Origin of the sequence: Streptomyces scopuliridis, assembly GCF_042790125.1 — a bacterium.
GTDB classification, from domain to species: domain Bacteria; phylum Actinomycetota; class Actinomycetes; order Streptomycetales; family Streptomycetaceae; genus Streptomyces; species Streptomyces scopuliridis_A.
This window is the reverse complement of sequence record NZ_JBHTZS010000028.1, coordinates 23,729-36,252: the sequence shown is the minus strand read 5'-3', so window position 1 is coordinate 36,252 and position 12,524 is coordinate 23,729. Positions and strand designations below refer to the sequence as shown.

General features: G+C 70.9%; 11 protein-coding genes and 1 pseudogene. 5 read left to right on the top strand and 7 right to left on the bottom strand.

Annotated features, from left to right (window positions below; all coding sequences use genetic code 11):
• Positions 1–153: 153 nt before the first annotated feature.
• A pseudogene (recX, locus tag ACFRKB_RS30900) lies at positions 154–840 on the bottom strand (recombination regulator RecX); the annotation flags it as partial.
• Positions 744–1,871: a recombinase RecA gene (gene recA, locus ACFRKB_RS30895; RefSeq protein ID WP_383109907.1), complete on the bottom strand. Its 1,128-nt coding sequence runs from the start codon at positions 1,869–1,871 to the stop codon at positions 744–746. The pseudogene recX and the gene recA, both read right to left, overlap by 97 nt.
• A gap of 605 nt (positions 1,872–2,476) precedes the next feature.
• Between recA and ACFRKB_RS30890 the strand changes: the two genes are divergently transcribed.
• The 5 genes from ACFRKB_RS30890 to ACFRKB_RS30870 all read left to right on the top strand — a co-directional run bounded on the left by ACFRKB_RS30890 (position 2,477) and on the right by ACFRKB_RS30870 (position 8,596).
• Entirely contained in the window at positions 2,477–4,267 is a 1,791-nt protein-coding gene (locus ACFRKB_RS30890) for an FG-GAP repeat domain-containing protein (protein WP_383109906.1), read from the top strand.
• A 93-nt stretch (positions 4,268–4,360) separates the two neighbouring features.
• Positions 4,361–5,602, top strand: a complete 1,242-nt coding sequence (locus ACFRKB_RS30885) for a sensor histidine kinase (RefSeq protein ID WP_383109905.1) — start codon at positions 4,361–4,363, stop codon at positions 5,600–5,602.
• A 27-nt stretch (positions 5,603–5,629) separates the two neighbouring features.
• The gene (locus tag ACFRKB_RS30880) at positions 5,630–6,295 is read left to right on the top strand and encodes a response regulator (RefSeq protein WP_383109904.1); all 666 of its coding nucleotides are present in this window, start codon (positions 5,630–5,632) and stop codon (positions 6,293–6,295) included.
• Positions 6,296–6,463: 168 nt separating this feature from the next.
• Positions 6,464–7,804: a cytochrome ubiquinol oxidase subunit I gene (locus ACFRKB_RS30875; protein ID WP_383109903.1), complete on the top strand. Its 1,341-nt coding sequence runs from the start codon at positions 6,464–6,466 to the stop codon at positions 7,802–7,804.
• A gap of 9 nt (positions 7,805–7,813) precedes the next feature.
• Positions 7,814–8,596: a cytochrome d ubiquinol oxidase subunit II gene (locus tag ACFRKB_RS30870; RefSeq protein ID WP_383109902.1), complete on the top strand. Its 783-nt coding sequence runs from the start codon at positions 7,814–7,816 to the stop codon at positions 8,594–8,596.
• A gap of 31 nt (positions 8,597–8,627) precedes the next feature.
• Here ACFRKB_RS30870 and ACFRKB_RS30865 read toward each other — a convergent pair whose 3' ends face one another.
• The 5 genes from ACFRKB_RS30865 to ACFRKB_RS30845 form a co-directional block, all read right to left on the bottom strand.
• Positions 8,628–9,878 carry an AI-2E family transporter gene (locus ACFRKB_RS30865; RefSeq protein ID WP_383109947.1) on the bottom strand — a complete coding sequence of 417 codons (1,251 nt, stop codon included), beginning with the start codon at positions 9,876–9,878 and terminating at the stop codon, positions 8,628–8,630.
• 319 nt (positions 9,879–10,197) lie between these two features.
• The gene (locus tag ACFRKB_RS30860; RefSeq protein WP_030350089.1) at positions 10,198–10,392 is read right to left on the bottom strand and encodes a DUF3046 domain-containing protein; all 195 of its coding nucleotides are present in this window, start codon (positions 10,390–10,392) and stop codon (positions 10,198–10,200) included.
• A gap of 62 nt (positions 10,393–10,454) precedes the next feature.
• Positions 10,455–10,763, bottom strand: a complete 309-nt coding sequence (locus ACFRKB_RS30855; protein ID WP_383109901.1) for an AzlD domain-containing protein — start codon at positions 10,761–10,763, stop codon at positions 10,455–10,457.
• Positions 10,760–11,551, bottom strand: a complete 792-nt coding sequence (locus ACFRKB_RS30850) for an AzlC family ABC transporter permease (RefSeq protein ID WP_383109900.1) — start codon at positions 11,549–11,551, stop codon at positions 10,760–10,762. The genes ACFRKB_RS30855 and ACFRKB_RS30850 overlap by 4 nt, the downstream gene beginning before the upstream one ends.
• Positions 11,552–11,673: 122 nt before the next feature.
• Positions 11,674–12,507, bottom strand: coding sequence for an AraC family transcriptional regulator (locus ACFRKB_RS30845; RefSeq protein ID WP_383109899.1), 834 nt, complete (start codon positions 12,505–12,507; stop codon positions 11,674–11,676).
• Between the last annotated feature and the right edge of the window lie 17 nt (positions 12,508–12,524).

Here is a 12,524-nt window from a genome sequence, read left to right as displayed (position 1 = left end):
GGCCTGGACTCCGGGCCTCGCCTCCGGGCTTGATCGTCGCCTGGCCGCCGTCACATCGATCGGACGGATCCGGAGCACCCGCCCGGCCCCACTCCCCCAGACCTGCCCCCGTCGTACGGCCCGGCGTCTGCGGTCTGGCCGGCCGGACCCGGCCTAGTGGAAGTTCTCGTCCAGCCCCTCGGTGTCCTCCCCTTCCTCCTCCAGCGCCTGTCGGACCACCCTGAGCGCCATGCCTTCCGGATAGCCCTTGCGGGCCAGCATGCCCGCGAGCCTGCGCAGCCTTCTGTCACGTTCCATACCTCGGGTGGCGCGGAGCTTGCGGGCGACCAGCTCGCGGGCGGTCGCCTCCTCCTGGTCGGAGTCCAGCTGCCCGACCGCCTCGTCGATCAGGGTGGCGTCCACCCCTTTCGTACGCAGCTCACGGGCGAGCGCACGCCGGGCCAGGCCCCGGCCGTGGTGCCGGGACTCCACCCAGGCGTCCGCGAACGCCGCGTCGTCGATCAGCCCCACATCCTCGAAGCGGGAGAGCACCTCCCGCGCCACGTCCTCCGGGATCTCCCGCTTGGCCAGCGCGTCCGCCAGCTGTTTGCGGGTACGGGGCGTCCCGGTGAGCAGGCGCAGACAGATCGCCCGCGCCCGCTCCGCCGGATCCTGGGGCGACAGCTCCTGCCCGGCCCTCGACGGGTCGGAGCTGTCGCCCGGCCTTTCCGTCCGCCGCCTCTTCGCATAAGGCACGGGACGAGCTAACTCTTGGCCGCGGCCGCCTTGGCCGACTTGGCCTTGGAGGCAGGAGCGGGCACGGACTTCGCCGGGTCCTCCGCGGACGCCGGAGCACCCGCCGCGGCCGCCGCGGACTCGGCCGCCGCCGCGTCCGGCCGCACGCCGACACCCAGCTTCTCCAGGATCTTCTTCTCGATCTCATTGGCGAGATCGGGGTTGTCCTTGAGGAAGTTGCGCGCGTTCTCCTTGCCCTGGCCGAGCTGGTCGCCCTCGTACGTGTACCAGGCGCCGGCCTTCCGTACGAAGCCGTGCTCCACGCCCATGTCGATCAGGCCGCCCTCGCGGCTGATGCCCTGGCCGTAGAGGATGTCGAACTCCGCCTGCTTGAAGGGCGGCGCGACCTTGTTCTTGACGACCTTGACGCGGGTGCGGTTACCGACGGCGTCCGTGCCGTCCTTCAGGGTCTCGATACGACGGATGTCGAGACGCACCGAGGCGTAGAACTTGAGCGCGCGGCCACCCGTCGTGGTCTCCGGCGAGCCGAACATCACGCCGATCTTCTCGCGGAGCTGGTTGATGAAGATCGCGGTGGTCTTGGACTGGTTGAGCGCACTGGTGATCTTCCGGAGGGCCTGGCTCATCAGCCGCGCCTGCAGACCGACGTGCGAGTCGCCCATCTCGCCCTCGATCTCCGCGCGCGGCACCAGGGCGGCGACGGAGTCGATGACGATGAGGTCGAGCGCGCCGGAGCGGACCAGCATGTCCACGATTTCGAGCGCCTGCTCGCCGTTGTCCGGCTGGGACAGGATCAGACTGTCGATGTCGACGCCGAGCTTCTTCGCGTACTCGGGGTCGAGGGCGTGCTCGGCGTCCACGAAGGCCACCGCGCCGCCGGCCTTCTGCGCGTTCGCCACCGCGTGCAGCGTCAGGGTCGTCTTACCGGAGGACTCGGGCCCGTACACCTCCACCACACGGCCGCGCGGCAGGCCGCCGACGCCGAGCGCGACGTCGAGCGCGGTCGACCCGGTGGGGATGACCTCGATGGGTTCGTTCGGCCGCTCGCCGAGGCGCATCACCGCGCCCTTCCCGAATTGCCGTTCAATCTGTGCGAGAGCGGCGTCGAGCGCCTTCTCGCGGTCGGTTCCTGCCATGGGTTCCACCCGATTTGCTTGAGTCGATCGCTTCACGTCAAAGACGCTATCCCCTGCCACTGACAACGCGTCCCGACGCCCTCCCGGCCTGTGGAAAACTCCGCCGGTCCACCGCACCGGCCCGCCTCCGCGGACAGCCCACCTGCGGACAGCCCACCGCACCGCACCTGCCGACCGGTCCCGGGAACCACCGGCAGTCATCCATCAGAATGGATGTTCGATTTTGCTGTCAAGCGCACCACGCGGCACACCCGTCAAGCAGGCGACCGGCCCCACAAGACCGCCGCCCACGGACCCGATCCCGCACGACAATTCACCCCTTTCCCTGCCTTGGTTAACAAAATATCCACCGGGACTTCACAACTGACTTGCCGACAGAACCCGCGGCCGGATACACCTACCTCACGACCTGGGGAGGGCGTCATCGCTGTGGGGGGGCAGTTCCATCACCGTGGGGGCGGTTCCCGTCGTGCCATGGGCCGACGGCACTCCAACGACGATTCCAGTGGTGCGACACCATCTGACGCCACGCGACCCGCGCACCGCCGTGCCCGGCGTGTGCCGCCGCTGATCCCCGGGCCCCTTCACACCTCACTGGAGGCAGGATGTCCGTCCACGCAAGACCCGGGGCCGAGTGGCCCCGCAGGATCGCCCGCTCGGCCGTGCTCGGCTGCGCCGGGCTGCTGGTGAGCGGTTCGCTGATGGTCACCACGGCCTCGGCGGCCGATGCGCCGGGCACCGGACCGCACGGCGCCGTCACCCTTCCTGTTCCGCCGTCCACCCGGCCGGCCTTCAGCCTCCCGGGCCGCGACGGCGCGGACGCCGCCAAGGGCCAGGACCGCCGTCTCGCCGCCGGGCGGACCGCGGCGGGCACCCCCGCGCAGCGCGGCGACATGGACGGCGACGGCTATGGCGATCTGGTGTACCGCACCGACTACGGCGAGGTCTGGGCCGACTGGGGCTCCGACGGCGCGGCCGTGATCTCCGCGGACGACTCCCAGGTCAAGGACCTGCTGCTGCCCGGCGACCTCACCGGCGACGGCAAGGCCGACCTGCTCACCGTGACGCCCACCGGCTCGCTGCGGCTGCACAGCGGGGCGAACTCCACCCTCTACGGCGGCATGACCTCGTACACCACGCTCAGCACGGGCTGGCAGGCGTACGACAAGCTGGTCGTCCCCGGCGATCTGACCGGTGACGGCACGCCGGACCTGCTGGCCCGCGGCTCCTCGGGGCTGTTCCTCTTCCCCGGCACCGGCAAGGGCTTCAAGGCCGGGATCCAGGTGGGCGGCGCCGGCTGGAGCCAGTTCGACCAGCTGGTCGGCGTGGACGATGTCAACGGCGACGGTCTGGCCGATCTCCTCGCGCGCAACGCCACCGGGCTGTACGTCTACCCCGGCAACGGCAGCAGTACCGGCTATCCGTTCAAGGACCGGATCCAGATCGGCGGCGCCGGCTGGAGCCAGTACAACCAGCTGGTCGGCGGCACGGACTACAGCGGAAACGGCACCCCGGACCTGGTGGCCCGCGCGTACGACGGAACCCTCTATTTCTACGAGGGCAACGGCAACGGCACGTTCGCCGCCCGGGAGCAGGTCGGCACGGGCTGGGGCCTGGCGACCCAGTTCGCGGGCGCGGGCAACCGGCCGCACTTCGGCAAGGCCGGCGTCTTCGCCCGTACCTCCGGCGGCACGCTCTACTACTACGGCACCACCGGCACCGGCCGGCTCACCTCGAAGTACCTGATAGGCGACGGCTGGGACCGTTCGCTGGTCCGGCTGACCCACGCGGTGTCGCTGCGCGCGAACGGAAGCTCGGACCTGATCGAGCACAGCACGTACGACGGCCATCTGTACAACGCCGGTGCCTACGCCTCGTCCGACCCGGAGATCGCGGGCGGCTCGAAGTCGTACAACCTGGTCATCGGCCCCGGGGATCTCAATGGCGACGGCAAGAGCGATCTGCTGGCCCGCAGTTCCACCGCCCTCTACTTCTACGCGGGCAGTGGTACGGGCATGTCGCTGAAGGGCCGCGTCCAGATCGGCGGCAGCGGCTGGTCGCAGTTCAACAAGATCGTCGGCGCGGGTGACCTCACCGGCGACGGCCGCGCCGATCTCCTCGCGCGCAGCTCCAGCGGCCTGTATCTGTACGCGGGTACGGGCAAGGCCGGTTCACCGTTCGGCGCGAAGGCGCAGATCGGCGGCGCGGGCTGGAGCCAGTACAAGAACATCGCGGCCCCCGGCGACCTCAACGGCGACGGCGTCGCCGACCTGCTGGCCTCGAACTCGGCGGGCGAGCTGTACTTCTACGCGGGCACCGGCAAGGCGTCCGCGCCCCTGAAGGCCCGGGTGAAGATCGGCAGCGGCGGCTGGAACCAGTACGCCGACCTGCTCTGAGCCTCCGGCCCCTCCGGGAGCCGGACGGTAAGTCCGAAGTCCCGGCCGGTACACCACCGGCCGGGGCGCCCGGCCGCGCCTATCCTTCCTCGCATGGTGCTCCCCTCGTCCGTCCGCGGCGGCCGGCTGTCCTCGCGCGCCGCCGATGTCGCGATGACGCATCTCGTCACCGCCGTCGTGATCGTCTCGACGCTGGTCCGGATGGCGTCCGGGAGCGAGCCTCCCGTCCGCGCGGCGATCAGCTGGGCGCTGATCGGCATCGGCTGCGGAGCCCTGTACTTCCGGCGGCGCAGCCCGGTGACCGTTGCCGTGATCACGCTGCTGGCCTGCGGAATCTACTACCCGGTGAGCGTGACCGACGGCCCGGCGCTGGCTGTGTTCGCGCTCGCGCTGTACACGCTGTCCGCCGAAGGACACTTCACCGTCTCGGTCGCTCTCGCGGCCGTCACCCTGCTCACCGTGGGCTTCGGCGAGGTCGTCATGAACTCCGGTCACCGCCAGATCGACGATGTCTCCGTCGCCATGCTCGCCGGCTGGCTGATCAGCCTCGTCGCGATCGGCCGCGCCCAGCGCACCCGGCTCGCCTATCTCCACGAGGCCGAGCAGCGGGCCCTGGCAGCCGAACGCGAGCAGGAGGCGCGGGCGCGGCAGAGCGCCACCGAGGAACGGCTGCGGATCGCCCGCGAACTCCACGACATCCTGGGCCACAGCATTTCGCTGATCAATGTCCAGTCGAGCGCGACGCTCCACCGGCTGAGCAAGAAGCCGGAGCATCCGGTCGCGCTCGCCGCCGCGGAAGAGGCGCTCAAAGCGGTCAAGGCCACCAGCAAGGAGGCCCTGCGCGAACTGCGCGACACGCTCGGTGTGCTGCGCCGGGCCGACGAGGCGGCGCCGACCGCGCCGGCGTCCGGCCTCGACCGGCTGGCCGAACTGGTCGAGCGGGCCCGCTCGACGGGCGTCGACGTCCGCGTCCGTACGGAGGGCGACTCCCGCCCGCTGCCGCCGCCGGTCGACCTGGCCGCGTACCGGATCGTGCAGGAATCGCTCACGAACGTGACCCGGCACGCGGACGCCCGCAGCGCGCTGGTGACCATCTCGTACGGCGCCACGGACATACGGCTGCGGATCGACGACGACGGCCAGGGCGCGGACGAGGGGGCCGCACTGCGCCCGAACGCGCTGCCGGGAGCGGGCTCCAGGCCGGGCCTCTCGGGCAGCGGTATCCGTGGCATGGCCGAGCGCGCGAAGGCGTTCGGCGGCGAACTGACCGCCGGGAACACGGCCGACGGCTTCCGGGTGGAGGCCCGGCTGCCGCTGAAGCCGACACTGAGCTGAGGCTGTCACTGAAGTAAGGGGGACTCAATGATCCGCGTGGTGCTCGCCGACGACCAGACGCTCGTACGGGCCGGCTTCCGCTCCATCCTCGACTCCGAGGACGACATGGAGGTGGTGGGCGAGGCGTCCGACGGCGAGCAGGCCATCGCCCTCGCGCGGGACATGCGCCCCGATGTGGTCCTGATGGACATCCGGATGCCGGGACTCGACGGTCTGGAGGCCACGCGCCGTATCCTCGGCGACCCGCGCCTGGACGGGGTACGGGTGGTCATCCTCACCACCTTCGACATCGACGACTACGTCTATGGGGCGCTGCGCGCCGGCGCCTCCGGCTTCCTGGTCAAGGACACCGAGCCGATGGAACTGCTGCATGGCGTACGGGTGGTGGCGCGCGGCGACGCGCTGATCGCCCCGGCCGTCACACGCCGGCTGATCGCCGAATTCGCGGGACGGAGCAAGAAGCCCGACCCGAGCCCCCGGCTGAACGCCCTGACCGAGCGGGAGATCGAGGTGATGGGCCTGGTGGGGGCGGGGCTGTCCAATCAGGAGATCGCGCAGCGGCTGGTGCTCTCGCCGGCCACCGCCAAGACCCATGTCAGCCGGATCATGACCAAGCTGTCGGTGCGGGACAGGGCGCAGTTGGTGATCCTCGCGTACGAGTCGGGGATGATCACCCCGGGCTGGCTCGCGTAGCCATCATGGCGGGCCCCCTACCGGGGTAGGACGGCCCAGGAGCCGGTAAGCGGCCGGGCCCGCAACTTCCGGCGTACGCCGCCCGGTTCACCCGCGACTCCTGGGGTATGCCAGGTGTCCTCCGGGGGCCGACGCGGCGCCGCGAGCCGTACGCCCATGCTGTCGGGCGTGGCAGATCTCCTCACCGGCGCGAGTGGTTCCGTGTCCACGGAAACCCTCGATCTCGCACGGCTCCAGTTCGCCCTCACCGCGGGTGGGCACTTTCTGTTCGTCACCCTGACCCTGGGCCTGGCGACGATCGTCGCGTGCGTCCAGACACGGGCCGCGATCAGCGGACGTCCGCTGCACGCGCGGATGGTGCGCTTCTGGGGTCAGCTGTACGTCATCAACTACGCGGTCGGGATCGTCACCGGCATCGTGATGGAGTTCCAGTTCGGACTGAGCTGGAGCGGGCTCACCCATGACGTGGGGAATGTCCTCGGCGCCTCGCTGGCCGTCGAGACGATCGTCGCCTTCTTCGTCGAGTCCACCTTCCTCGGGCTGTGGATCTTCGGCTGGAACCGGTTCGGCACATGGGTCCATCTGGCGCTGATCTGGGTGGTCACGCTGACGGCCTATCTGTCGGCGTACTGGATCCTGGTCGCCAACGGCTTCCTCAACCATCCGGTGGGGCACCGGATGGAGGACGGTCAGGCGGTCCTCGACGATGTGGGCGCCCTGCTCACCAACCCGAGCGCGCTGCTCGCCTTCGGCCACATTCTGGCCGGGTCGCTACTGACCGCCGGCTTCTTCATGGCGGGCGTCAGCGCGTACCACCTCTTCCGGCGCACGCCGGAGTGGGAGTTCTTCGGGCGCAGCCTGCGGATCGGGGTGTTCGTCTCCCTTCCCGCGCTGGTGGTGACCGCGGGGTTCGGCGGTGTGCAACTGGCGTCGCTCGCCGAGCTGCAACCCATGAAATCGGCTGTGTTCCAACAGAAGACGGCCGAAATCGCGCAGTTGCAGACAGACTTGGCCGCCCGGTTCGGGCCCGGGGACTATGTACCCTCCGAGGTGTGGACGCGCGGCGGCGCGCTGGTGATGCTGATCGCCTTCGCGTTGATGATGTACCTCTGCGTGGCCGGTGCGGTGCTCGGCTGCTTCCGGAAAGTGGTCTTGCGCTTCCGGCTCTGGCATCTGGTGCTGATGGCGTCCGTACCGCTGCCCTATCTCGCGATGATCAGCGGCTGGGTCTTCCGTGAGGCGGGCCGGCAGCCCTGGGTGGTGTACGGGGTGCTGCGGACGCGGGACGCGGTCTCGGAGCTGTCCCCCACCGCGATGCGTACCTCCCTGATCGCGTTCACCACGCTCTTCGTCCTGCTGGCCGTCGTCAACGCGCGGCTGCTCTGGCGCCATGCCCGGCTCGGTCCCGTGGAGTCCGGGCTCGGCCATGACGAACGCACCGCGGGTGATGACCGTACGGACGGGAACGAGCCGGGCGCGGCCGGCCCCCTGCCCGCCACACGCTACTGAGGAGCCGCTGTGGAGACCCTTGCCATCGCTCTGCTCGGCTTCTTCGTCGCCGGCTACTTCGTCCTCGGCGGCGCGGACATCGGGACCGGCATGATGCTGCCGTATCTCGGTCGCGACGAGTCCGAACGACGCCTTGTCATCGCGTCCTTCGCCCCCTTCTTCCTCGGCAACGAGGTTTGGCTGGTGGCCACCGCAGGAGTGCTCATCGGCTGCTTCCCCGAGTTGGAGGGGGTGGTGCTGAGCGGCCAGTTCGTGGTGGTCGTACCGCTGCTCATCGGGTGGGTCCTACGGGACTCGGGCCTGTGGCTGCGCGGGCGTGCGCCCGGCGGTTCTTCCGTATGGCGCGCGCTGTGCGACGGCGTGGTGGTGTGCGGGAGTTGGACGGTCGCGCTGTCCTGGGGATGGCTGCTCATGGCGCTGTTCTCCGGAAGTCCCGGGACACCGGCGCCGGGCCCGGCGGCGGTGCTCACGGCTCTCGCGGTGGCCGCGTGTTTCGCCGTACACGGGCTGGGCTTCGCCGCCGTACGGCTGACCGGGGCGCCCTACGAACGGGCCCGGCGGCTGATGGGGCGTACGCGTCCCGCGCAGTCCCTGGCGCTGACCGCCGTACTGATGGCGGCGCTGCCCCTGCTCGCCGGGCGCCCGCTGCCGCTGTACGAGTCGGCCGCGGACAGGGCGACGCTCGCGCTGCTCGTGCCCGTACTGCTGGTGATCACCCCGCTGCTGGTCGCCGCACAGGCATGGCTGTGGCGCACCTTCCGGCACCGGGTGACCGGGCCGTCCTATCTCTGACCCGCCGGCGCGGTGGTCGTCCGCCGTCCTCCTACGGCTGCGACGACTGCCCGTCGTCCCTGTCTGTGTCCGTGCGCGTGCTCGTGTCCGTGCTCGTGTCCGTGCTCGTGTCCGTGCTCGTGTCTGTCCGCGCCTCTGTGCGTGCCTCCGTGCGCATGCCTGTGTCCGTACGAGTGTCCGTGCGCAGTACGCGGCGTATCTGGCGCAGCAGCGGCACGTTGTCGCGCGTTCTGCGGCCGTGTACGCGCGGATCGTCCATCACGTCGTACCGCTTCACATACGCCCCGAGGAACGCCTGGAGCGTGGCGACCGCCGGGATCGCTATCAGGGCGCCGACCGCGCCCAGCAGCGCCGTACCCGCGATGACCGACCCGAAGGCCACGGCCGGGTGGATGTCGACGGTCTTGGCGGTCAGCTTCGGCTGGAGCATGTAGTTCTCGAACTGCTGGTAGAACACCACGAATCCGAGCACCCAGAGCGCGTACCAGGGGTCCACGGTGAAGGCGATCAGCATCGGCAGGGCGCCCGCCAGATAGGTGCCGATCGTCGGGATGAACTGGGAGACGAGCCCCACCCAGATCGCCAGCGCCGGCGCGTACGGCACCCGGAGGATCTCCAGCAGGACGTAATGCGCCGCACCTGAGATGAGGGCCATCAGCCCGCGCGAGTAGAGGTAGCCACCGGTCTTGACGACGGCGATCTCCCAGGCGCGCAGTACTTCGGCCTGCCGGGCCGGCGGGAGTACGGAGCAGAGCGCGCGCCGCAGCCGGGGCCCGTCGGCCGCGAAGTAGAACGAGAACAGGAAGACCGTCAGCAGCCGGAACAGCCCGCCCAGCACGGTGGTGGAGATGTCCAGGACACCCGTCGCGCTGTTCTGGACATACCGCTGGAGCCAGTCGGAGTGCAGCAGGCTGTCCTGGACGGCGACCCGGGACAGCTCCGTGTGGAAGGTGTCGTTGATCCAGTTGATCACCGAGTCGAGGTACTGGGGGAAGGAATCGACCATTTCGATGATCTGGCTCGCCAGCATGGAGCCGAGCATCACCACGAAGCCGGCACTGACGATCAGGACCGCGAAGAAGACCAGGAAAGTGGCGAGTCCACGCCGCATCCCGCGGTCCGCCATCCGGCTCACGGCGGGCTCGACCGCCAGCGCCAGGAAGAACGCGATCAGCATATTGATCAGCAGGCCGATGAGCTGGTGGAACGCCCAGCTGCCGAGCTGGAAGCAGGCTATGAGCGCCAGCGCGAGGACCATGGCACGCGGCAGCCAGCGGGGCATCTGACGCCGCTGGTCGTCACTGCCCGCAGGGGGCACCGGCGCACCCGGGGAGCTCGTGGAAGAGCCCGCGGGAGCCGTCAGTGAAGGGGCCGCCGAAGGAGCCGTCGAAGACGCCCCGGGAGGCGTGTCCGGTCCGGGATCCGGCGGAGGGATCGGCGAGGGGAGGTCCGGTGCGGAGTTGTCGGTCGGTGCCACTGGGCAAGTGTCGCCTACCGCTCGGACAACCGACCCCGCAGCCGGACGAAATCACATCGCCTACGAAGTCTCCGCGTCGCTCCGGGCCGCCCCACGCTCCCTGGGACGGCCCCCGGCCCGCGCGTCAGCGCTTCTCGGGCGGAATCCCCATGGCGACGCAGACCCCGCGCCAGACGTCCTTCGCCTCCCAGCCGGCTTCCAGCGCCTCGTGCACCGTACGACCGCCAAGCTCCGCCATCACATGGTCACGGGCGAAGGAGTCGGCGTAGGCCGCCCCGAAGTGGTCCGCCATGCGCTCCCAGAAAATCGTCAACCGCATGCCACCAGTATCGCGCCCCCGGAGAGTGCGGCCGGAGAGTGCGGCCGGCACTCCGCCGGGCTTCAGCCGCCAAGTGCCCGCACGCCCGCCGTGACGGCCACCGCCGCCGCCACGACCACCAGGAACGGGGCGCGCAGCACCAGCGCGAGAGCCGCCGCGGCGAGCCCCGCGCCCCGGGCGTCCAGCACCAGTGCGCCATTCGCGCTGAAGGTCTGCTGAGCGGTCAGCGCGGCGAGCAGGGCCACGGGCAGCAGGGCCGACAGCCGCTGGACGAGAGGGCGCTCCAGCGCGCCCGCGGGCACGAGCAGGCCCAGAAGTTTGACGAGGTAGCAGCCGACGGCGGTCGCGCCGACAGCGATCCAGATGGTCAACGGTCCGATCCCTTCCGACGGGCGCCGAGCCTGCGGACTTGGAGCCAGAGGACGGCGGGTGCGGCCAGCGCCGCGACGAGCACCGGGACACCGGCGGGCAGCACGGGGAGGAAACCGAGCCCCAGGACGACGGCGATGCCCGCGACCGCCCGCTCGGTGGCCGTACGGAGCATCGGCGCGAGCAGGGCGAGGAAGACGGCGGGTCCTGCGGCGTCGAGCCCCCAGGCGTTGGTGTCGCCCAGGGCGTCCGCGCCCAGCGCACCGCCCAGGGTGGTGAGGTTCCACAGGACGTAGAGCGTGACCCCGGTGACGGTGAAGCCGATACGGGCGCCGCGCCGGGTGGGCTGGGCGAGCGCGACGGCGGTGGTCTCGTCGATGACCCACTGGGCGGCGAACGGGCGTACGGGCCCCGGCAGCCGCAGCAGCTGGGACAGCCTGAGCCCGTAGAAGGCGTTGCGTACGCCGAGGAAGAACGCGCCCGCGGCGGCGGTGAGCGGATTGCCGCCCGCCGCGAGTGCGCCGACCAGCGCGAACTGCGAGGCGCCGGTGAAGACCAGCAGGCTGAGCGCGCAGGTCTGGAGGACGGTGAGGCCCGCGCCCGCCGAGGTGACCCCGAAGGCGAAGCCGGAGAGCCCGACGGCGATGCCGACGCCCAGGGCGTCGCGCACGACGGCCGCGTCGGACGTGGGCCGGTGGGCGGGAGCCGGGGTGGAGCCGGACTCGGGGGCGCGCCGCGCGGGACCGGGCGCCGGTATGTCCGCGGACGCGGACGCTGTCTGTTCTGCCACGTCGGGGACGTTACGCGCGGTGGACGGGCCGGGTCTTGTACGTTCTTGCGCCCCGCGCTCCCGCGCCTTCACGCCTCCGTGCCTCATCCGGAAGCGGGTCCGTGCCTCATCCAGAAGCGGGCTCAGCCCTCGGAAGCGGCCGTCCGCTCCCTGCGGTACGCACCGGGCGGCACCCCGACGATCCGGGTGAACTGGCGGTTCAGATGGGGCTGGTCGGTGAACCCGACGGCCACGGCCGCCTCGGCCGGAGTCGTACCGCCGTCCAGCAGTTGCCGGGCCCGGCGCACCCGCGCGTCCGTGAGCCAGGTGTGCGGCGGCAGCCCGTAGGCGTTCCTGAAGGCCCGCAGCAGCGCGAAGGGGCTGGTGCCGAGGTCCGCCGCGAGCCGTTCCAGGGACGGCGGGTCCGCCATCCGCTCCTCCAGCACGGCACGCGCGCGGGCCGCGATCCGTGCGCCGGCGCCCCGCACCTGGCGCTGCCGGAGCGGCCCGCCGTTCAATCGCAGGAGCCGCGTCACCGCGACCTTCAGCAGCGTGTCGGCGGCGAGGGCGTTGCCCTCGTCGGCGGCGCGCAGCACCTGGTGCACGAGGTGCGTGGTGTACGGGTCGTCCACCACCGGGGCGGCGAAGCCGGGGGTGCCGCGGATCGTGGTGGTCTCCGCCGCGATCGAGGCGACGACGTCGACGGCCGGGTAGACGGCTCCGTACCGCCAGCCCTCGGGGCCCTGGGCATGGCCGGTGTGCGGGGTCTCCGGGTTGATCAGCGCGAGCGAGCCGGGACCGGCGTACTGGTCGCCGCCGCCGTGGTGGAAGACCTCGACGCCGTCCGTGATCGCGGCGATGACGAAGGTCTCGTGGGTGTGCCGCAGAAACGTCTTGTCTATGTAGTGCGCACGCAGCAGATCGACGCCCGGCAGTTCGGAATAGCGCCAGTGCCGTGCCTGCTCCCGCGGTGCCATGGGTCCATTCTGCGCCG

Coding starts and splice junctions, on each gene's coding strand:
- recA (WP_383109907.1), bottom strand. CDS start 1,871: ATGGCAGGAACCGACCGCGAGAAGGCGCTCGACGCCGCTCTCGCACAG.
- ACFRKB_RS30890 (WP_383109906.1), top strand. CDS start 2,477: ATGTCCGTCCACGCAAGACCCGGGGCCGAGTGGCCCCGCAGGATCGCC.
- ACFRKB_RS30885 (WP_383109905.1), top strand. CDS start 4,361: ATGGTGCTCCCCTCGTCCGTCCGCGGCGGCCGGCTGTCCTCGCGCGCC.
- ACFRKB_RS30880 (WP_383109904.1), top strand. CDS start 5,630: ATGATCCGCGTGGTGCTCGCCGACGACCAGACGCTCGTACGGGCCGGC.
- ACFRKB_RS30865 (WP_383109947.1), bottom strand. CDS start 9,878: ATGCCCCGCTGGCTGCCGCGTGCCATGGTCCTCGCGCTGGCGCTCATA.
- ACFRKB_RS30860 (WP_030350089.1), bottom strand. CDS start 10,392: ATGCGGTTGACGATTTTCTGGGAGCGCATGGCGGACCACTTCGGGGCG.
- ACFRKB_RS30845 (WP_383109899.1), bottom strand. CDS start 12,507: ATGGCACCGCGGGAGCAGGCACGGCACTGGCGCTATTCCGAACTGCCG.